This is a genomic window from Streptomyces sp. AB3(2024) (assembly GCF_041862025.1).
Classification (GTDB): Bacteria; Actinomycetota; Actinomycetes; order Streptomycetales; family Streptomycetaceae; genus Streptomyces.
Genome location: NZ_JBGWAB010000084.1, coordinates 1 through 21,507, shown reverse-complemented (window position 1 = coordinate 21,507; position 21,507 = coordinate 1). Strand labels below are relative to the sequence as shown.

Genomic DNA, 21,507 nt, shown 5'->3' with positions numbered 1-21,507 from the left:
CGCGCCGGGCTACGCCGCCTCGCCGGCCTTGAGCGCGGCGAGGCGGGCCTCGATCTCCGAGGTCCTGCCCAGGTCCTCCAGCGATTCGAACTGGGCGTCCAGGGAGGAGGCGGCCAGCTCTTGCCTGCCCAGCGCCATGGCCTCCTCGCGGCGGACCTTCTCCTCGAAGCGGTTGAGGTCGCTGGTCGGGTCCATGACGTCGATGTTCTTGACCGCGTCCAGCATCGTGTTCTGCGCCTGCGCCGTCCTGGCGCGGGCCACCAGCTCGTCACGCTTGGCCCGGAGTTCCGTCAGCTTCTCCTTCATCGAGTCCAGGCCCGCCTTGAGCTTGTCCACCACCTCCGTCTGGGCGGCGATGACCGGCTCCGCCGTCCGCGCCTCCTTCTCCGACCGCAGCTGCCGGCCGAGGGCCACCTTGGCGAGGTTGTCGAACCTGTCGGCGTCCGGCGTGGACCCCGCCGCCCGCAGTTCGTCCGCCTTCCGGCTGGCCGCGAGGGCCTTGACGCCCCACTCGGCCGCGGCGTCCACGTCCTCCTTGTGGTCGGCCTCCAGCATCCGCAGGTTGCCGATGGTGGTAGCCACCGCCTGCTCGGCCTCCGAGATGTTGTTCGTGTAGTCACGGATCAGCTGGTCGAGCATCTTCTGCGGATCCTCCGCCTGGTCCAGCAGGGCGTTGATGTTGGCCTTGGCGAGCTGGGTGACACGGCCGAGGATGGTCTGCTTGCTCATGACGGGTCTCTCCTGACGGGATCGGTGAGGGTGAGGGGTCTGTGTCCTGCGTCCGCCGCCACGCGGGTTCAGAAGCGGCCGCCACCGCCCATCCGGCCCCGGGTGCCGCCCCCGCCGAACGACCCCGGGCCGCTGCCGCCGCCCCCGCCGCCGCCCCGCCCGCCGCCGAAGCCCCCGCCGCCGCGGAGGATCTCGCCGAGGATGATCCCGCCGAGCACCGCCCCGCCCCGGCCGCCGCCCGAGCGCCCGTCGGCGTACGGGTTCCGGTAGCCCCGTACGTCCTGCTCCGCCAGCTGTTGTGCCTCCCGTGCCAGGGAGTCCGCCCGCTGCACCTCCGCGAGGGCGCCCGCCGGGTCCTGGCCGGCCAGGGACGCCGACCGCTCCAGGTGCCGCTGTGCCTCCGCCAGCCGGGTGCGGGCCCGGCTGCCGACCGCGCCCCGGCTGGTGGTGACGTAGTCCGTCGCCGCGCCGATCGCACTGCGGGCCGACAACAGGGCCTGGTCCAGCAGGGCCGCCGCCCGCTGGCGCCCGCTCTCCCGCTCGCGCGCCCCGGCCAGCGCCTCGTCCAGGGCCGCGTCGGCCTCCTCGATCCGGCGCAGGGCGTCGATCGGGTCGTAGCGGCCGGCCGCCTCCTCCCGGCGCACGTCGGCCAGGACGGACTCGGCCCGGCCGATCCGGCCCCGCAGGTCGCCGGTCGAGGCACCCTCCGCGGTACCCGTGAGCAGCCCGCGGGCGTCGGCGAGGTCGCCCTCCGTCTCGGTCAGGGCGCCCGGCAGCCTGCCGGCCGCCTCCGCGAGTTCCCGGGTCCGCCGCTCGACCGCGTCCACCAGGGTCGCCGCCTGGTCCACCGCGCCCTCCGCCGCCCGCACGTGCACGGCCGCCCTGCCGTTGTCCCCGGCGCCGACCGCCGTCCGCGCCTCGCCGAGATGGGTGGTCGCGAACAGGAGCCGGTCCTCGGCCTGCGCGGCATTGGAGGCGACCGGCGCCGACGCGGAGTCCGCGTAGCGGCCCGCCAGCGCCGTGAGCGTCGCCCCGGCGGTCGTCGTCCGCCCGCTCAGCGCGCCGAACCGCGCCTCCACCGCGGCCAGGGCCTGCGGGGCGTTCCTCTCCAGGTCACGCAGCCGGTCGAAGTCCGCCGACTCCGCGTCGAGCCGCCGGTTCGCCTCCGTGCAGCGCGCCACGATCTCCTCCAGCATCCGCCGCCGCGTGGCGTCGTCCTCCGGGTAGGCGTCGTCCAGCTGCTGGCGCAGCCGGAAGGCGTGGGTCAGCTCGTCCTTGGCGTACTCGACGGCCCCGGTGAAGGACGCCACCGCCTCCTCGCCGAACTGGGCCGTGGCGAAACCCAGTTCCTCGGTGCTGGTGCGGACCGCGTCATCGGTCTCCACCAGCAGCGCCTTGGCCCGGCCGTCCAGCTCCGGCAGCGGCGTCGGCTCCGCCCTGGCGCCGTCCCAGCCCGGATGGGCCGTCGTCGTACCGCGTCCGCCGCCCCCGCCGCGCTTGCGACGGGTGTACGCGTACACCCCCAGGGCCCCGGCCGCGCCGACGACGACCACCGGCAGCACGAAGTCCCCGGCCCCGCTCGCGCCGCTCTGCCCGCCGCCGGGGTCGGGCTCTCCGGGCGTGATCGTCGGCACCGGGACGGGCTGCCCGCCGAGCACCGCGCCGTAGCCGTTGGCGGCACCGATGGCCGCGCCCGCCCAGTCGTTCTGCCTCAGGGCGGGCTCGATGGCGGTGCGGGCGACCGTCGCGAGCTGCTCCGTCGTGAAACCGGAGTCCACATCGGCCGAATAGGCGTACTGGCGGGCGCCCGTCGCCACCGCCAGCAGCACGTCGTTCTGGCCGAGGCCGTTCTTCTGCGCGGTGGCGTCCGCCCAGCTCTGGGCGGAACGGCCGGAGAAGTCGTGCACGTACGCGACGAACAGCTGGATCCGGTGGTCGGCGTACAGCTTGTCCAGCGCCGCCGTGACGGCGGGCTTCCGGTCGCCCAGCGCCCCCACGCGGTCGGTGATCTGGCCCTGCGCGGACAGGGTGACGGGATCCTCGGCCCGGGCGGGCGGCGCCCCGGCGACCCCCCACCCGCAGAACGCCAGCAGCGCGGCGGCGAGGGCCAGCCCGGTCCGTACGGATATCCCGGCGGTTGCGCGTGTTCTCGACGCAGTCACATTTGGGAGGGTATGGGGGCTTACGTACCCACGCACCCGGAGCCTACGGGAGGGCGACGCCCGTCAACTCCGGGAGGGGGAGGGCCAGCGTGTCGGCGGTCAGGGCCGGTCGCCGGGCGGCGAGCGCGGCGTGGTCCCACTGCCAGCGGGGCTTCCCCCCGTCCAGGTCCAGGCCCGTCACGAACGGCGGCGCCGCACGGCCCAGCAGGCCGCGGCGTCCGCCGCGCAGCGACCTCACGTGGAGCACGCCCCGCCGCACGCCGAGCAGTTCGAGCGCGCACTCCGGCCCGTCGTGCCGGGTCACCGGCCGCTGCCAGCGCACCGCGCCCGTCTCCGCGTCCAGCGCGAACACCACGTCCCAGCCCTGCTCCGCACGGTGGGCGGCCACGTACACCACCCCGTCGGCGGACAGCAGCCGGGCCGCCGGCGCGCCCGGGTCGAAGCGCCACAGCTCGTAGCCCCTGCGCCGGTCCAGGGCGCGCACGACACCCCCGTCCAGCACGGGCACCGCCCCCGCCGGTACGTCCGGCACCGCCCGGCCCCCGCCCCCGGACCCGTACCCGCGGGGCCAGGACCACAGGGGCACCCCGCTCGGCAGGTGCAGCGCCCGCAGCTGCCGGCCGTCGCCGAGGATCAGACACTCGCCCGCCACCGTCACCGCGCGCGGGCCGTCGCCCGCCAGCGGATGCCGCCAGGCCGGCTCACCCGACGCCTTGTCCAGCGCGGTGAGCCCGCCCTCCGACGCCCACAGCACCAGCGCTCCCGTCAGGGTGAGGGGCGCACCCGGGCGGGCCCGGTCCAGCTCCCGCCACCAGCGCACCCGCCCGTCCGAGGGCTCCCGCGCCACCAGCCGCCCCCACGGCCCGCCGCCCGACTCCACCACCACGCACACGGTGTCCGCGTCGGCCGCGCACCACACCCGCTCCGGCTCCGGCAGCGGCGGCGCCGCCACCCCCTCGTCGGACCAGGCCGTCCAGCGCGCCACCCCGGTCGCCGCCCCCACGACGCCCACCTCGGCGCCCGCCGTCCACACCACGGCCTCCCCGGCCGCGTGCACCGACTCCGGGCGGACCCCCGACCGCCACCGCTCCGCGCCGGGTCCGGCCGGCTGCGCGGGCCGTACCGGCACCCGGGACTCCGGGCTCAGGGTCACCGCCACCCCGTGCGGCGGCGGGGTACCGGGATCGGACGCGGCCCCGGCCAGCCAGGGCGCGCCCGCCGTGCAGTCCCTGGCGATCCAGGCCAGCTCCCGCCCCCGCTCGGCGGCCCCGGCCAGCCCGCGCGCGGCGGTCGCCCGCTCCCGGGCGCCGGCCGGGCGGAGCACGGAGCCCCGGCCCCGGTCGTTGAGCTCCCGGGCGGCCTCCAGGGCCGCGCGGGCAGTGTCCACCTCCTCGTCGCCGGTGTCGGGCACGTCCGGCCGGCGCGGGGCGTCCGCCCGCTCGCGCAGCCGCGCGGCGCCACCCCCGCCGGTGTGCCGCGAGGCCTGCTCGGGCAGCCCGTCCGGGCGGCCCGCCACCAGCTCCGCGAGGGCCCGCTCCGCCGCGCCGAGAGCCTCGGCCGCGCCCGCCCGGTCCCCGACGGCGGAGCGTTCGCCGGCCACCCGGCACAGTGCCCGCACCCGCGCCCCGCCCGCCGGGACCCGGCCGGCCAGGCGCAGCGCGGCGGCCAGGTCGTGCCGGGCCACGGCCGTGACGGACTTCGACTCGGTGGCCGCGCGGACCGCGGCGCTCCTGATCCGGGCCAGGTAGCGCTCGGCGCGGGCGGGATCGGTGGGGGCGCTCGCGAGGACCGCGCGGGCCAGCACGGCCTCCTCCGCGGAGCTCCCCGCGAAATGCCGCTCGGCCAGCCGGACACCGCGCTCCGGGGCCACCGCCGCGAGCTCCTCCGCCACCTTGCGCAGCCGGGTCGCGCGGGCGGGACCGGACACCGTGAACAACGCCTGCTGCGCGTCGGTCAGCACCCGTTCGGTGCGGCGGGGGGCGTCCCGGGAGATCCGCCGGGCCAGCCCCGTCAGCAGGGCGGCGATGCGGGCGCCGTCGCCGTCGCCGTCGGTCCACGCCCAGAGCTCGGCGTCCTTCAGCAGCCGGCTCGCCAGGCCCGCGTCGAAGCGGGCCGCGGCCTCCGCCGCGAGGGCGAGCCCCTCGGTGCGGACGTCACCGGCGCCGGGCGGCAGGGAGACCAGCGTCTCCTCCGCCTCCAGCAGCAGCTCCCGTACGACCTCCCGCACGGCCTCCGGCAGGCCCGGGGCCCTGCCCGCCTCCGGCTGACCGGCGGCCCCGCCCGCCTCCGGCACACCGGCGGCCCCACCCGCCGCCCTGTTCACTTCCGGCCCGCCGGCTGTCCCGTCCGCCTCCGGCCCGTCCAGGGCCTCCGGCCGGTCTGCGGCCCGGGGTACGCCCGCTGTCCCGTGCGGGTCCGGCCCGCCGCCGGCCTCCGGCCCGGCGTGGTCATCGCCCGGGGCCCGTGCCCCGGAGCGCGCCCCGGCTTCGGTTCCGGCCGCCACGGTGTCCGGGCCCCGGCTCCCGGCACGGGTCGGGGCATCGGCCGGAGCGCCGGTCGCCGCCGTGGTTCCCGTACCGCCCCCGCCAGGGACCGCGCCCCCCGGGGCGACCGCCACCGGCAGGCTCCGCAGTGCCTTCGCCACCGCCTCCGCCGACTCCGGCCGGTCCGCCGGTGCCTTCGACAGCAGCGCCAGCACCAGCCGGTCCAGCTCCCGGGTCACCGCCGCCCCGGCCTCGCGCAGCGACAGCGGGGCGTCCTCCACGTGCCGCCGCATCAGGACGTACATCGGTTCGGCCGATCCGAACGGCGGCTCCCCGCTCAGCAGCGCGTACAGCACGCACCCCAGCGCGTACAGGTCGCACCGGGCGTCCACGTGCTCGCCCCGCCACTGCTCGGGCGCCATGTACGGCGGCGTGCCGAAGATCCGCCCCGTGACCGTCCAGCCCGCCGTCGCGTCCGCGGAGTGCGCGATGCCGAAGTCGCAGATCTTGAGCCGGCCACCCGGCAGCAGGAAGAGGTTCCCCGGCTTCAGGTCCCGGTGGACCACGGCCCGTTCGTGCGCGGCGGCCAGCGCCTCGGCCGTCTGCGCCGCCAGGTCCACCGCGACGGCGGCCGGCAGCCCGCCCCGCTCCCGGGCCAGCACCGCCCCCAGGTCCTCGCCGGACAGCAGCTCCATCACGATGAACAGCCGGCCCTCGTGCCGGCCCACGTCGTGCACCACGGTGATGCCCGGATGCTGCAGGCGCGCCCCGATGGTGGCCTCCCGCCGGAACCGGGCGATCAGCTCCTCGTTCGTCGCGGCCTCCAGCAGCACCTTCACGGCCACCGCACGGTCGAGTTCGAGGTCGTGGCCGCGCCACACCTCGCCCATGCCCCCCGCACCGAGCCGCCGGTCCAACCGGTACCGGTCCGCCAGTCGATCCCCCACCCGCACCGCACAGCCCCCTGACGTCACGTCATCCGACGCTCACCCAGGGGGCATTGTGCAACCGCGAAGTGAACTACCGGGGGTCGGAATCCGAACGGCGCCGGATCCTGCTCCCCAGCCACACCAGGGGGTCGTACTTGCGGTCCACGGCCCGCTCCTTCAGCGGGATCAGGGCGTTGTCGGTGATCTTGATGCCCTCGGGGCAGACCTCCGTGCAGCACTTGGTGATGTTGCAGTAGCCCAGCCCGTGCTCCTCCTGGGCCGTGCGCTTGCGGTCCAGGCCCGCCTCCTCGGCCGCGTCCAGCGGATGCATGTCGAGCTCGGCGACCCGCATCAGGAAGCGCGGACCGGCGAAGGCCGCCTTGTTCTCCTCGTGGTCGCGCACCACGTGACAGGTGTCCTGGCACAGGAAGCACTCGATGCACTTGCGGAACTCCTGCGAGCGCTCCACGTCCACCTGCTGCATCCGGTACGCGCCCGCCGCGACCCCCTCCGGCGGCACGAAGGCCGGAACCTCGCGCGCCTTGGCGTAGTTGAAGGACACGTCCGTGACCAGGTCCCGGACCACCGGGAAGGCGCGCAGCGGGGTGATCGTGACCGTCTCGTCCCGCGCGAAGACGGACATCCGCGTCATGCACATCAGCCGGGGCCGCCCGTTGACCTCCGCGCTGCACGAACCGCACTTGCCCGCCTTGCAGTTCCAGCGCACAGCGAGGTCGGACGCCTGCGTCGCCTGGATCCGGTGGACGATGTCCAGGACCACCTCCCCGTCGTGCACCTCGACGGTGAAGTCCCTGAGCGATCCGCCCTCCGCGTCACCCCGCCAGACCCGGAAGCGTGCGTCGTAGCCAGTCATTCGCAGAGCTCCTCTTCGGCGAGGTACTTGGCCAGCTCTTCCTTCTCGAACAGGGCGAGCAGGTCCGGGCGGACGGGTTCGGTCCGGACGTGGGTGAGGACGATCCGGTCGGCGGCCGGATCGACGGGGGGCGGATCCACCGGCCGGCACAGCAGGTTGACCGGACGCCACTCCCGCTCCATCGCGGGGCGGTCCTCCCGGGTGTGCCCGCCCCGGCTCTCGGTCCGCTCCAGGGCGGCGCGGGCCACGCACTCGCTGACCAGCAGCATGTTGCGCAGGTCCAGGGCCAGGTGCCAGCCGGGGTTGAACTGCCGGTGCCCCTCGACCCCGGCGCGGGCGGCCCGCACGCGCAGCGCGGCGAGCCGCTCCAGGGCCTCGGCCATCTCCGCCTCCCGGCGGATGATGCCGACCAGGTCGTTCATGGTCGTCTGCAGCTCCTGGTGGAGCGTGTACGGGTTCTCCGCGCCCTCCGCCGCGTGGAAGGGGGCCAGTGCCTCGGCGGCGGCCGCGTCGATCTGCTCCCGGGAGACCGCCGGCCGCTCCCCGCCGCCCGACGCGTACCCGGCCGCGTGCAGTCCCGCCCGGCGGCCGAAGACCAGCAGGTCGGACAGGGAGTTGCCGCCGAGCCGGTTCGAGCCGTGCATGCCGCCCGCCACCTCGCCGGCCGCGAACAGCCCCGGTACGCCGACGGTGGCGGCGGTGTCCGAGTCGACGGCGATCCCGCCCATCACGTAGTGGCAGGTCGGGCCGACCTCCATCGGCTCGGCGGTGATGTCCACGTCCGCCAGCTCCTTGAACTGGTGGTACATCGACGGCAGCCGCCGCTTGATCCTCTCGGCCGGCATCCGGGTCGACACGTCGAGGAAGACCCCGCCGTGAGGGGAGCCGCGGCCCGCCTTCACCTCGGAATTGATGGCCCGCGCCACCTCGTCGCGGGGCAGCAGCTCGGGCGGACGCCGGTTGTGGTCCGGGTCCTCGTACCAGCGGTCGCCCTCCTCCTCGGACTCGGCGTACTTCTCCTTGAACACGTCGGGGACGTAGTCGAACATGAACCGCTTGCCCTCGCTGTTGCGCAGCACCCCGCCGTCGCCGCGCACGGACTCGGTGACGAGGATCCCCTTCACCGAGGGCGGCCAGACCATGCCCGTCGGGTGGAACTGCACGAACTCCATGTTCAGCAGCGGGGCCCCGGCGAGCAGGGCCAGCGCGTGGCCGTCGCCCGTGTACTCCCAGGAGTTGGAGGTGGTCTTGAACGACTTCCCGATCCCGCCGGTGGCCAGGACCACCGCCGGGGCCTCCAGCACGAAGAACCGGCCGCTCTCGCGCTCGTAGCAGAAGGTCCCCGAGACCCGGGCGCCGTCCTTCAGCACCCGGGTGACCGTGCACTCCTGGAAGACCTTGAGCCGGGCCTCGTGGTCCCCGTACTCCTTGAAGTCCTGCTGCTGCAGCTGGACGATCTTCTGCTGGAGGGTGCGGATCAGCTCCAGGCCCGTCCGGTCGCCGACGTGCGCGAGGCGCGGGTACTCGTGGCCGCCGAAGTTGCGCTGGGAGATCCTGCCGTCGGGCGTGCGGTCGAAGAGCGCGCCCCAGGTCTCCAGCTCCCAGACCCGGTCGGGGGCCTCCTTCGCGTGCAGTTCGGCCATCCGCCACTGGTTGAGGAACTTCCCGCCGCGCATCGTGTCGCGGAAGTGCACCTGCCAGTTGTCGTGGCCGTTGACGTTGCCCATGGAGGCGGCGATCCCGCCCTCCGCCATCACCGTGTGGGCCTTGCCGAACAGGGACTTGCAGATCACGGCCGTACGGGCGCCCCGCTCGCGCGCCTCGATCGCGGCCCGCAGCCCGGCGCCGCCCGCGCCCACCACGACCACGTCCCACTGCTGCCGTTCCACCTGTGCCATCTCAGAAGATCCTCGGGTCGGTGACGGTGCCGCTGGCCAGCAGGTACACGTAGAAGTCGCACAGGGCGACGCTGATCAGGGAGGCCCAGGCCAGCTGCATGTGCCGGGCGTTGAGCCGGCTCACCCAGCCCCACAGCCGGTAGCGCACCGGGTGCTTGGAGAAGTGCTTCAGGCGGCCGCCCATGATGTGCCGGCAGGAGTGGCAGGAGAGCGTGTAGGCCCAGATCAGCACGATGTTGACGAGGAACAGCAGGGTTCCCAGGCCCATGTGGCCCCAGGCGTAGTGCCCGTCGCGGAAGGTCAGCGCGGTGTCGTACGTGAGGATCCCGGCGACCGGCACCGCGGCGTAGAAGAAGTACCGGTGCGCGTTCTGCAGGATCAGCGGGAACCGGGTCTCGCCCGTGTACGAGGCGTGCGGCTCGGCGACGGCGCAGGCGGGCGGCGAGGCCCAGAAACCCCGGTAGTACGCCTTGCGGTAGTAGTAGCAGGTCAGCCGGAAGCCGAGCGGGAAGACCAGGATCAGCAGGGCGGGGGACAGGCCCCACCAGCTGCCGAAGAGGTCCAGGTTGGGGCCGCCGCGCATCGGGACGCAGTTCTCCGCCAGACAGGGCGAGTAGAACGGCGACACGTACGGGGCCGCGTAGTAGTCGGCGTTCGAGAAGGCCCGCCAGGTCGAGTAGAGGATGAAGGCGAGCAGCCCCGCCGCGGTGCCGGCGGGCGAGAGCCACCACCGGTCGGTGCGCAGGTGCCGGGCCGCGATGGCGGCCCGGGAGGGGTCGTGGACCCCGCCGGGCCGCTGTCGGTGTGGTTCCGTGCCTGTGGCCAAAGGGGACTCCGGGTGGAGTGATGAGGGGTGGCCCAGGAGGCCCGGCCGGGGCGGCCGGGCCAGATGGGGAGTGCGCGGACGGCAGGGGTGTGTCAGGGGGCGCGGCGGTCGCGGGCGCCGAGGCCCTCGTCGTCGGTGTCCGTCCACAGCGTGCTGTCGTACGGGGTGTCCGGGACGGACACCATCCGGCCTGCTTCGGGGGTCTTGGGAGCGGCCGGCGACTGTCGTGCGACGTCCTGCTCCAGCCGCTCCACGGAGCGGACCAGCTCGTTCAGATTGCGTCGTACGGCCGTCAGATCGTCTTGCAGGGACATGACGTGACCTCACTTCCGCGGGTGCGGTGGCAACGCTTCCGGGCGCCTGCGAGTGTCGCGCCTCCCGTCCCCGGTTGTGAAGGGACGTGCAGCGATTCCGGGCGCGCAGGCGCGAACCGTGCGCCCCTCCCTGCCCCCATTTTCGTCCCTCCCCCGGGGGAACGCGCGCCCGCGCGCAAGCCGGATTGGTCCGCACGGGTGGGGTTCGCGGCGTGGCGAGGGGCCGCTCCTGAGGAGCCGGGCGGCCGTCTATTTCAGTGGGGATCCGGCACCAGTGTGATCAGCTCCATATACCGCCGAACGTGATCAAGACCCCATCTTTCACGGCCACCCGCGCCCCGCCCCGGAGGTACCACCCATGACCCAGAGAACGCGCAGGTCTTTGGCGCTCCTCACCTCGGGAGTCCTTGCGCTGCCGCTCCTCGCGGGGTGCGGGGCGGCCGAGGAGGAGGGCGGGTCGGCGGCCGCGGCACCGGACATCGCGGTCACGGCCCGCGACCGGGTCGTCGACGGCGGAGTCCTGCGCTGGGCGGTGGACTCCCTGCCGGACACCCTGAACACCTTCCAGGCCGACGCCGACGCCACCACCAGCCGGATCGCGGGGGCGGTCCTGCCGCAGCTGTTCGTGCTGGACGCCAAGGGCCGGCCGGTGGCCAATCCCGACTACCTGGAGAAGGCCGAGGTCGTCGAGCGCGAGCCGAAGCAGGTCGTCCTGTACAAGCTGAACCAGAAGGCGGTGTGGAGCGACGGCCGCGAGATCGGCGCCCCCGACTTCGTCGCCCAGTGGCGGGCCCTGAACGGCAAGGACTCGGCGTACTGGACGGCCCGCAACGCCGGCTACGACCGGATCGAGAAGATCGAGCGCGGGAAGAACGACCTGGAGGTCAAGGTCACCTTCGCCAAGCCGTACGGCGACTGGCGCTCCCTGTTCGGGCCGCTCTACCCGAAGCAGGTCATGGGCACCCCGGAGGCCTTCAACGAGGGCGCGCGCGGCGCCCTCAAGGTCACCGCCGGCCCCTTCGGCCTCGGGGCCATCGACAAGAAGTCCGGCACCGCGGCCCTGACCCGCAACCCGCGCTGGTGGGGACGGGCCGCGAAGCTGGACACCCTCGTCCTGACGGCCGTGCCCCGGGCGGCCCGCCCGGCCGCGCTGGCCGCGGGGAAGATCGACCTGGCCGAGATCGACCGCGCGGGCGCCGACCGGATCGCCCTCGCCCACCGCGACGCCGGCCAGGTGAACGGGGCGCACGGCCCCGCCGCCGACCTCACCCCGGCGCAGGCCACCCTCTCCTGGGCGCTCGCCCACGGTTCCGACGAGACCAAGGCGAAGGAGGAGCAGGAGAGCCGCGAGAAGAACGCGCAGGCCGTCACGAAGTACGCCGACGAGCAGTCGGCGCTGCGCTCCTTCGCCGTCCGCAAGTCGCTGGAGCCCGCCTACACGCAGCTGGCCATGAACGGCGCCTCCGGCCCGCTGTCCGACGAGCGGGTCCGGCGTGCGGTGGCCCGCGCCCTGGACCGCAAGGAACTCGCCGAGATCGTCCTGAAGCCGCTCGGCCTGCCCGCGCAGCCGGTCGGCAGCCACCTGGCCCTGGCCGGGCAGCAGGCGTACGCCGACAACAGCGACGCCCTCGGCGGCCTGGACCCCCAGGCGGCGCAGGCCCTGCTCTCGGACGCGGGCTGGCGCAAGAACGGCAAGCTCACCGACCCGGCGGGGGCCAAGGCGGGCTCGGAGAGCGACAGCAACAAGGACGACTCCAAGACCCCCGCGGGACCGGGCACCGGCAACGACGGCCTCTACATCGTCGGCCAGGACGACGGCCGGGGCGGCGCTCCCCGCCGCGCCGCCGCCCACGGTGCCCACGGCGGGCACGCGGCCGCGGGTCTCCCCGAGGGCCCCGCGCAGGGCTTCGACGGGGAGATCGCCGACGCGGACCGGTTCGCGCCGGGCGCCCGCCGGGAGCAGCCCTCCCCGGTGCTCGCCCCCGGCTCCCTCGCCGCCCAGCAGGAGGAGGCGCTGCTGACCCAGGCCCGGACCCTCGACGACGCCAAGCGCGCGGCGGCCGACGCGGACGGGCCGGCCGGGAACGGCGCCGACGACAAGGAACCCGCACGGGCCACCCCGGCCCCCGCCCCGGCCAAGCAGGCCGCCCGCACCTCCGGCGCCGTCCTCGCCAAGGACGGCAAGCCCCTCACCCTGCGCTTCGTCCTCCCGGCAGGGCCCGGCTCGGAGGCCCTGCGGACGGTCGGCGACCGGATCTCCCGGATGCTCCAGACGATCGGTGTCGCCACCGAGATGAAGAAGGTCGCGGACGAGAGCTTCTTCAAGGACCACGTGGCCTCGGGCCAGTACGACCTGGCGCTCTACTCCTGGCCCGCGACGGCCTACCCCGCCACCGACGCCCGCCCCATCTTCGCCAAGCCGGAGCCGGCCGCGGACGGCTCGCTCGTCGTCGAGCAGAACTACACCCGGGTGGGCACGGACCACATCGACCAGCTGTTCGACCAGGCGGCCGGTGAGCTGGACGAGGAGCAGGCCCGGGAGCTGATGCGCAAGGCGGACGCCCGGATCTGGGCCGCGGCCGGTTCCATCCCGATCTACCAGCGCCCCGAGCTGGTCGCCGTGAAGCCCGGCCTGGCCAACGCCGGGGCGTTCGGGCTCGGGGCCCCGCGGTACCAGGACATCGGCTGGATGAAGCCGCCGACCGAGAAGGACGCGAAGAAGAAGTAGCCGCGCCGAACAAGTGGTGAAAAAGCGGGGCCTGGCAGGTTGACCCACGGGTCACTAGCTCAGATGTGACTCAATTCCCTTGCCCGCCGGATCCCCGGCGGGCAAGGTCGTTGATACCCATTGACCCGCAGGAACACAGGCTTCTCCCACGGCCGGGACTCCCCACCCCGAACCCGGCCGTGCTCAGTCGTCCGGCCCCTTGACAGACCCCCCGGCAGGCGGTTCCCGCCAACCGACGTAGGATGGGGTAAGGCCGTGGCAGGTTTTCCGCCCGGTCGAGGCGCGCGTGCCAGGCCGTACGCGACGCCATCCACGATCCCGGGAGAAGCGCCGAAGTGCCCACGCGCCACGACATCCGTAACGTCGCCATCGTCGCCCACGTCGACCATGGCAAGACGACCATCGTCGATGCCATGCTCAAGCAGGCCGGTGCCTTCGCCGCCCACCAGCACCTCGACGACCGCATGATGGACTCGAACGACCTGGAGCGTGAGAAGGGCATCACGATCCTCGCCAAGAACACGGCGGTGAAGTACCACCCCAAGGACGGCGGGGCGCCCATCACGATCAACATCATCGACACCCCCGGCCACGCCGACTTCGGCGGTGAGGTCGAGCGCGGTCTGTCGATGGTGGACGCCGTCGTCCTGCTGGTGGACGCCTCCGAGGGTCCCCTGCCCCAGACCCGCTTCGTCCTGCGCAAGGCCCTGCAGGCGAACATGCCGGTCATCCTCTGCATCAACAAGACGGACCGTCCGGACTCCCGGATCGACGAGGTCGTCAACGACACGTACGACCTCTTCCTGGACCTGGACGCCACCGAGGAGCAGATCGAGTTCCCGATCGTCTACGCCTGTGGCCGTGACGGCGTCGCCTCGCTGACCAAGCCGGAGGACGGCACCGTCCCCGCGGACAGCGACAGCCTGGAGCCGTTCTTCTCCACCATCCTGGAGCACGTCCCCGCCCCGGTGTACGACGACGAGGCGCCCCTCCAGGCCCACGTCACCAACCTGGACGCCGACAACTTCCTCGGCCGCATCGCGCTGCTCCGCGTCGAGCAGGGCGAGCTGCGCAAGGGCCAGACCGTCACCTGGATCAAGCGTGACGGCAGCCAGTCCAACGTCCGCATCACCGAGCTGATGATGACCGAGGCGCTCACCCGCAAGCCGGCCGAGGTGGCGGGCCCGGGTGACATCTGCGCGGTCGCCGGTATCCCCGACATCATGATCGGCGAGACCCTGGCCGACCCGGAGAACCCGATCGCGCTCCCGCTGATCTCGGTCGACGAGCCGGCGATCTCCATGACCATCGGTACGAACACCTCCCCGATGGTCGGCCGCGGCGGCAGCGGCAAGGGCGCGGACGCGAAGTCCGCGGTCAAGGACCGCAAGGTCACCGCCCGCCAGGTCAAGGACCGTCTGGACCGCGAGCTGGTCGGTAACGTCTCGCTGCGCGTCCTGGACACCGAGCGTCCGGATGCCTGGGAGGTCCAGGGCCGTGGTGAGCTCGCGCTCGCCATCCTGGTCGAGCAGATGCGCCGCGAGGGCTTCGAGCTGACCATCGGCAAGCCGCAGGTCGTCACGCAGGAGATCGACGGCAAGGTGCACGAGCCGGTCGAGCGCATGACGGTCGACGTCCCCGAGGAGCACATGGGTGCGGTCACGCAGCTCATGGGCGTCCGCAAGGGCCGCATGGACAACATGTCGAACCACGGTTCCGGCTGGGTCCGCATGGAGTTCGTCGTCCCGTCGCGCGGTCTCATCGGCTTCCGTACGGAGTTCCTGACGAACACCCGCGGTACGGGCATCGCCCACTCGATCCACGAGGGCCACGAGCCGTGGTTCGGCCAGCTGGTCACCCGTAACAACGGCTCCCTGGTCGCCGACCGCTCCGGTTCGGTCACGCCGTTCGCGATGATCAACCTGCAGGAGCGCGGCGTCCTGTTCACCGAGCCCGGCACCGAGGTGTACGAGGGCATGATCGTCGGCGAGAACTCGCGCGCCGACGACATGGACGTGAACATCACCAAGGAGAAGAAGCTCACCAACATGCGTGCGGCTTCCGCGGACAACACCGAGAACGTGGTGCCGCCGCGCAAGCTCTCCCTGGAGCAGTCCCTGGAGTTCTGCCGCGACGACGAGTGCGTCGAGGTGACCCCGGAGGCCGTGCGCATCCGCAAGGTCGTCCTGGACCAGAAGGAGCGCTCGCGCACCGCTTCGCGCGCGAAGTCCGGCAAGTAGTACACGAGTTCGGCGCGAGCCGTACGCCAGTCGGACACTGACTCGTAGACGTACGGCCTGAAACAGCCCCTCCCCGCACCGGACCGGTGCGGGGAGGGGCTGTTCGCTTTTGTCAAGCGGATTGTTGCGTTCTGGTGTCCGCATTCCGAGCGTGACACTCCGGAAGGTGAGCTAACCGTCCGTTTCGCACGTGTCTGTCTCCTATCCGTTTGTCCGGATTTCGGGTTTTCGCCATGCGGTGATGTTGTGAAAACGAGACCACTTAAGTGTGGTTTACGGTCTGGGCGTCCCTGAGGATGGCTCCATTGAGCTCGGGTCAATGGGTCACACGCTGTGGGGAGCGTCGACTCACGAGCACACACGATGGGACCGGATTTCGCTGTCAGGGGTGTCAGCGGAACCCGGGTCCTTCACGAATCGACAGTGACTCCTGAGGAGGCAAATACCCATGCGCGGAGCAACGAGCGCCAAGTGGGTCGCGGGTGCCGTCATCGTGGCGATGGCTGCCACGGCTTGCAGCACCAGCAAGGACGAGGCCGGCGGCAAGGGCGGCAACATCACGGTGGTGCTCGGCGAGCCGCAGCACGGCCTGGTCGGTCAGAACACCGCCGAGTCCGAGGGCGCCGAGGTTCTCCACGCGCTCTTCACCGGTCTGGTCGACTACGACAACAAGACCAACGAGCCGAAGCTGGCCGCCGCCGAGTCGATCAACACGACCGACTCGAAGACCTGGACCATCAAGGTCAAGGACGGCCTCACCTTCCACAACGGTGAGAAGGTCGACGCCCAGTCCTTCGTCCGCGCCTGGAACTGGGGCGCCAACCAGGACAACGCCGCCGAGGGCATGCCGTTCTTCTCGAAGATCGAGGGCTCCGAGGAGCTCGCGCCGGGCAAGGACAAGAAGCCCACCTCCAAGGAGCTCAAGGGCCTCAAGGTCGTTGACGAGCGCACCTTCACCGTCACGCTGAAGGAGCCGTTCTCCCAGTTCAAGACGATGCTGGGCTACAACGCCTTCTACCCGCTGCCGAAGGCCTTCGAGACCGACGGCGCCAAGAAGTTCGGCGAGAGCCCGATCGGTAACGGCCCCTTCCAGATGGACGGCGCCTGGGACCACAACAAGCAGATCAAGGTCAAGCGGTTCGACAAGTACCCGGCCGAGGGTCGCGCCAAGCTCGCGGGCGTCACCTTCAAGATCTACGACAACCTGGACACGGCGTACAACGACCTGCGCTCGGACAACATCCAGATCGTCGACAAGCTCCCGATCTCGGCGATGGCCACCGTCTCCCAGGAGTTCGGCGACCGCTACATCTACAAGCCCGAGTCGGCCGTCGGCTACATCGGTCTCCCGCTGGAGCAGAACCCCGAGTCGTTCGGCAAGGTGGAGATCCGTCAGGCCATCTCCATGGCCATCGACCGGGACGCCATCACGAAGACCATCTTCAACGGCACCCGCAAGCCGGCCGACGACTTCATCAGCCCCATCATCCCGGGCTACCGCAAGGGCGCGCTGGGCGAGGTCGGCACCTACAACCCGACCAAGGCCAAGGAGCTCTTCGACCGGGCCGGCGGCATCCCCGGCAACAAGATGGAGCTCGGCTACAACGCCGACGGCGGCCACAAGGAGTGGATCGAGGCCGTCGCCAACCAGCTGAAGGCGAACCTCGGCATCGAGGTCACCGCCAAGCCGTTCGCCAAGTTCGGCGAGCTGCTGGACGACCTGGGCGCCTCGAAGTACAAGGGCGCGTTCCGCATGGCGTGGTCCATGGACTACCCGGCGGCGGAGAACTACCTCCGCCCGGTGTTCTCGAAGGTCGCCATCGAGAACGGCTCCAACTACGGCCACTACAAGAACGAAGAGTTCGAGAAGACCATGGCGGAGGCCGACAAGGCCACCGACCCCGCCGAGGGTCTGAAGCTGTACCAGAAGGCCGATGACATCATCATCAAGGACCTTCCGTACATCCCGATCTTCACCTACATGTCTTCTTCGGCCTACTCCAAGTCCGTGAAGAACGTCGAGGTCGACGCCCAGGGCCGCATGGACCTGGCGAACGTCGAGCTCAACTAACACCCCTCTTCACGTAGGGGAACCCGGGGGCGGGCAGACGGAATCAGGTTTCCGTCTGCCTGCCCTTTCCCCCTGTTCTTTGCTGGAGGTCTGATGGGCCGCTACCTCATCCGCCGACTCATACAGGCGATCCCTGTTCTGATCGGTGCCACGTTCCTGATCTACTGGCTGTCCTTCAAGCTCCCCGGTGACCCGATTCAGGCACTGGCCGGAGAGAAGAAGGCAGACCCGCTCGTCGCGGCGATGCTTCGCGAGAAGTACCACCTCAACGACTCGTTCCTGTCGCAGTACTGGAACTACATTTCCAACCTGTTCCAGGGCAACTTCGGCGAGACCCTGACCGGACGATCCGTCTGGGACAAGATCACCGAAGCCTTCCCCTACACGATGAACCTGGCGATCGTCGCCTTCCTGATCGAGGCCGTCGTCGGCGTCCTGGCCGGCATCATGGCCGCCCTGCGCCGCGGCAAGTTCCTCGACCAGCTCGTGCTGCTGTCCACGCTCCTGGTCATCTCGATCCCGGTCTTCGTGAGCGGCTTCATCCTTCAGCTGACGCTCGGCGTCCAGCTGAAGAACAGCTGGGGCATCGACTTCTTCCCCGTCTCCTTCAACGAGAACGACGGCATCCGCGCCTACCTGCTCCCGGCCCTGGTGCTCGCCTCGACCTCGCTGGCGTACGTGGCACGACTGACGCGTACGAGCCTGATGGAGACGATGCGCGCCGACTACGTCCGCACCGCCACCGCGAAGGGCCTGCCCCGCAGCCGTGTCGTGGGCCGTCACGCGCTGCGCAACGCGCTCATCCCGATCGTCACCTTCCTCGGCGCCGACCTCGGCTCGCTCATGGGTGGCGCGGTCATCACGGAGAAGATCTTCAACATCCACGGGATCGGCGGCCTGCTGGCCGAGTCGGTCTACCGCAAGGAAGGCACCGTGATCGTGGGCGTCGTCTCGCTCCTGATCATCGTGTACCTGGTCGCCAACCTGATCGTGGACATGCTGTACGCCGTGCTCGACCCGAGGATCCGCTATGCGTGAGACAACTACGGTGGGGGACGAGTTGACCGACACCAAGACCGCCGGCGCGCCCTCCACGAGCGGCACGGTCGGCAACACCCCCGGCAAGAAGCAGAAGAAGGAGCGCGAGGCCAGCCTCTGGTCCGACGCCGTCTCCGACCTCCGCCGCAACCCCATCTTCCTGATCGGATCCGCGCTGGTCCTGCTGCTGATCGTGCTCTCCGCGGTCCCGCAGTGGTTCACGCCGGGCAGCCCGTTCACCGCCGGTGCCTGCCAGCTCCAGGACTCCCTGAAGAAGCCGAGCGCCGACCACTGGTTCGGCTTCGACGTCCAGGGCTGCGACGTCTACACGCGTACCGTGTGGGCGGCCCGCAACTCGATCATCGTCGGTGTCGTCACCACCACCCTGGTGATCGTCGTCGGCGGTGCGCTGGGTCTGCTGGCCGGCTGGGTCGGCGGCCTCGTCGACAGCCTGCTGTCCCGCTTCACCGAGATCTTCTTCGCCATCCCGCTGCTCCTCGGCGGCATGCTGATCATGTCGGGCCTCGGCAAGGGCAACGCCTGGACCGTGTCCATCGTGCTCGCCACGCTGGGCTGGCCGCAGATCTTCCGCATCATGCGGTCCTCGGTGCTGCAGAACAAGAACAACGACTACGTGGTCGCGGCCCGCGCCCTCGGCGCCGGCACGTGGCGCATCACCATGCGCCACATCCTGCCGAACGCCGTCGCCCCCGTCATCGTGGTCGGTGCGATCAGCCTCGGTGTGTACATCGGTGCGGAGGCGGCGCTGTCCTACCTCGGCATCGGCGTCCAGCCGCCCGGCATCTCCTGGGGCCTGATGGTCAGTGACGCCTCCGTGCGCTGGCTGCAGGCACCGCACGTGCTCCTCTTCCCGGCCGCCGCGCTGAGCATCACCGTGCTCGCGTTCATCATGGTCGGCGACGCGGTGCGCGACGCCCTCGACCCGAAGCTGCGCTGAGGAAGGGCGTACGTTGACTATCGACAAGACCTCACACGTCCCCGCGCCCCGTTCGGCGCCGGAGGGGACCCCCCTGCTCGAAGTGCGCGACCTGCACGTCGAGTTCCACACCCGCGACGGCGTCGCCAAGGCCGTCAACGGTGTCTCGTACTCGGTGAACGCCGGCGAGACCCTCGCCGTCCTCGGCGAGTCCGGCTCGGGCAAGTCCGTGACGGCGCAGGCCATCATGGGCATCCTCGACATGCCCCCCGGCAAGATCCCGCACGGCGAGATCCTGTTCCAGGGCCAGGACCTGCTCAAGCTCCCGGCCGAGGACTTCCGCAAGATCCGCGGCCAGAAGATCGCCATGATCTTCCAGGACGCGCTGTCCTCGCTGAACCCCGTGCACACGGTCGGCGCCCAGCTCGGCGAGATGTTCCGCGTGCACCGCGGGATGTCGAAGAAGGACGCCACGGCCAAGGCCGTCGAGCTCATGGACCGGGTCAAGATCCCCGCCGCCAAGGCGCGCGTGGGCGACTACCCGCACCAGTTCTCCGGCGGTATGCGCCAGCGCATCATGATCGCCATGGCGATGGCCCTGGAGCCCGACCTGATCATCGCCGACGAGCCGACCACGGCCCTCGACGTGACGGTCCAGGCCCAGGTCATGGACCTGCTCGCGGAGCTCCAGCGCGAGATGAACATGGGTCTGATCCTGATCACCCACGACCTCGGCGTCGTCGCCGACGTGGCGGACAAGATCGCCGTCATGTACGGCGGCCGGATCGTCGAGAACGCCCCGGTCCACGAGATCTACAAGCGTCCGGCGCATCCGTACACCCGCGGTCTGCTCGACTCGATCCCGCGCCTGGACCAGAAGGGCCAGGAGCTCTACGCGATCAAGGGCCTGCCGCCCAACCTGCTCAACATCCCCTCGGGCTGCGCCTTCAACCCGCGCTGCCCCAAGGCGCAGGACGTCTGCCGCACCGACGTGCCCGTCCTGCACCAGGTGACCGAGCGCGACGGCAGCGAGCTGCCCGGCCGCGGCAGCGCGTGCCACTTCTGGAAGGAGCAGATCCATGGCTGAGCTCACCAAGAACGCCCCCGAGCGCGAGCCGATCCTCCAGGTCCGCAACCTGGTCAAGCACTTCCCGCTGACCCAGGGCATCCTGTTCAAGAAGCAGGTCGGCGCGGTCAAGGCCGTCGACGGGATCTCCTTCGACCTGTACCAGGGCGAGACCCTCGGCATCGTCGGCGAGTCCGGCTGTGGCAAGTCCACCGTCGCCAAGCTGCTGATGAACCTGGAGCGGGCCACCGCCGGCGAGGTCTTCTACAAGGGCCAGGACATCACCAAGCTGTCCGGCCGTGCCCTGAAGGCCGTCCGCCGCAACATCCAGATGGTCTTCCAGGACCCGTACACCTCGCTGAACCCGCGCATGACGGTCGGCGACATCATCGGGGAGCCCTTCGAGATCCACCCCGAGGTGGCTCCCAAGGGCGACCGGCGCCGCAAGGTCCAGGAACTCCTGGACGTCGTGGGCCTCAACCCCGAGTACATCAACCGCTACCCGCACCAGTTCTCCGGCGGCCAGCGCCAGCGCATCGGCATCGCCCGCGGCCTCGCGCTCAACCCGGAGATCATCATCTGCGACGAGCCGGTCTCCGCGCTCGACGTGTCGGTGCAGGCGCAGGTCATCAACCTGATGGGGAAGCTGCAGGACGAGTTCAACCTCTCCTACGTCTTCATCGCGCACGACCTCTCGATCGTCCGGCACATCTCGGACCGCGTGGGCGTCATGTACCTGGGCAAGATGGCCGAGATCGGCTCCGACGCCGAGATCTACGAGCACCCCACCCACCCGTACACGCAGGCCCTGCTGTCCGCGGTGCCGGTGCCGGACCCCGAGGTCCGCGAGGCCCGCGAGCGCATCATCCTCACCGGTGACGTCCCCTCCCCGGCCAACCCGCCCTCGGGCTGCCGCTTCCGCACCCGCTGCTGGAAGGCCGAGGAGAAGTGCGCCACGGAGGAGCCGCTGCTGGCGATCCCGACGCGCTTCCAGGGCGTGAACACCCCGGCCGCCCACGAGTCGGCGTGCCACTTCGCGGAGGAGAAGGCCGTCCTGGCCGTCTGACCCCCTCCGCATGCTCGTCCCGGGGGGGGGGGGGGGGGGGGGGGGGGGGGGGGGGGGGGGGGGGGGGGGGGGGGGGGGGGGGGGGGGGGGGGGGGGGGGGGGGGGGGGGGGGGGGGGGGGGTGGGGGTGTGGGGGGCGTCGGGGTG

14 protein-coding genes are annotated in these 21,507 nt (G+C 71.7%); 7 read left to right on the top strand and 7 right to left on the bottom strand.

Features of this window, described 5'->3' with window-relative positions; genetic code table 11:
- Positions 1-9 precede the first annotated feature (9 nt).
- The 7 genes from ACEPPI_RS27200 to ACEPPI_RS27170 form a co-directional block, all read right to left on the bottom strand.
- Positions 10-729 (bottom strand): PspA/IM30 family protein, encoded by a 720-nt coding sequence (locus ACEPPI_RS27200; protein ID WP_373917903.1) that lies wholly within the window; start codon positions 727-729, stop codon positions 10-12.
- A gap of 68 nt (positions 730-797) precedes the next feature.
- Complete coding sequence (locus ACEPPI_RS27195; RefSeq protein WP_373917902.1) at positions 798-2,891, bottom strand: TPM domain-containing protein; 2,094 nt, start codon at positions 2,889-2,891, stop codon at positions 798-800.
- A gap of 43 nt (positions 2,892-2,934) precedes the next feature.
- Positions 2,935-6,321, bottom strand: a complete 3,387-nt coding sequence (locus ACEPPI_RS27190) for a protein kinase (protein WP_373917901.1) — start codon at positions 6,319-6,321, stop codon at positions 2,935-2,937.
- Between the two features lie 73 nt (positions 6,322-6,394).
- Positions 6,395-7,177 carry a succinate dehydrogenase/fumarate reductase iron-sulfur subunit gene (locus ACEPPI_RS27185; RefSeq protein WP_356223172.1) on the bottom strand — a complete coding sequence of 261 codons (783 nt, stop codon included), beginning with the start codon at positions 7,175-7,177 and terminating at the stop codon, positions 6,395-6,397.
- The gene (locus ACEPPI_RS27180; protein WP_373917900.1) at positions 7,174-9,075 is read right to left on the bottom strand and encodes a fumarate reductase/succinate dehydrogenase flavoprotein subunit; all 1,902 of its coding nucleotides are present in this window, start codon (positions 9,073-9,075) and stop codon (positions 7,174-7,176) included. Before ACEPPI_RS27180 ends, ACEPPI_RS27185 begins: the two co-directional genes overlap by 4 nt.
- Before the next feature lies 1 nt (position 9,076).
- Complete coding sequence (locus ACEPPI_RS27175) at positions 9,077-9,901, bottom strand: hypothetical protein (protein ID WP_373917899.1); 825 nt, start codon at positions 9,899-9,901, stop codon at positions 9,077-9,079.
- 92 nt (positions 9,902-9,993) lie between these two features.
- Positions 9,994-10,215: a hypothetical protein gene (locus ACEPPI_RS27170; protein ID WP_373917898.1), complete on the bottom strand. Its 222-nt coding sequence runs from the start codon at positions 10,213-10,215 to the stop codon at positions 9,994-9,996.
- 358 nt (positions 10,216-10,573) lie between these two features.
- Here ACEPPI_RS27170 and ACEPPI_RS27165 point away from each other — a divergent pair, with 358 nt between their 5' ends.
- The 7 genes from ACEPPI_RS27165 to ACEPPI_RS27135 all read left to right on the top strand — a co-directional run bounded on the left by ACEPPI_RS27165 (position 10,574) and on the right by ACEPPI_RS27135 (position 21,361).
- Positions 10,574-12,943, top strand: coding sequence for an ABC transporter family substrate-binding protein (locus ACEPPI_RS27165; RefSeq protein WP_373917897.1), 2,370 nt, complete (start codon positions 10,574-10,576; stop codon positions 12,941-12,943).
- Between the two features lie 335 nt (positions 12,944-13,278).
- Positions 13,279-15,183, top strand: a complete 1,905-nt coding sequence (gene typA / locus ACEPPI_RS27160; RefSeq protein WP_373917896.1) for a translational GTPase TypA — start codon at positions 13,279-13,281, stop codon at positions 15,181-15,183.
- Between the two features lie 448 nt (positions 15,184-15,631).
- Positions 15,632-17,254 (top strand): ABC transporter substrate-binding protein, encoded by a 1,623-nt coding sequence (locus ACEPPI_RS27155; protein ID WP_373917895.1) that lies wholly within the window; start codon positions 15,632-15,634, stop codon positions 17,252-17,254.
- A gap of 93 nt (positions 17,255-17,347) precedes the next feature.
- Complete coding sequence (locus ACEPPI_RS27150) at positions 17,348-18,292, top strand: ABC transporter permease (protein ID WP_373917894.1); 945 nt, start codon at positions 17,348-17,350, stop codon at positions 18,290-18,292.
- Positions 18,285-19,250 carry an ABC transporter permease gene (locus ACEPPI_RS27145; RefSeq protein ID WP_373917893.1) on the top strand — a complete coding sequence of 322 codons (966 nt, stop codon included), beginning with the start codon at positions 18,285-18,287 and terminating at the stop codon, positions 19,248-19,250. Before ACEPPI_RS27150 ends, ACEPPI_RS27145 begins: the two co-directional genes overlap by 8 nt.
- A 13-nt stretch (positions 19,251-19,263) precedes the next feature.
- Positions 19,264-20,316, top strand: coding sequence for an ABC transporter ATP-binding protein (locus tag ACEPPI_RS27140; protein WP_356223150.1), 1,053 nt, complete (start codon positions 19,264-19,266; stop codon positions 20,314-20,316).
- A complete protein-coding gene (locus tag ACEPPI_RS27135) occupies positions 20,309-21,361 on the top strand; it encodes an ABC transporter ATP-binding protein (RefSeq protein WP_373917892.1) in 1,053 nt (350 codons plus the stop codon). Before ACEPPI_RS27140 ends, ACEPPI_RS27135 begins: the two co-directional genes overlap by 8 nt.
- The last annotated feature ends 146 nt before the right edge of the window (positions 21,362-21,507 follow it).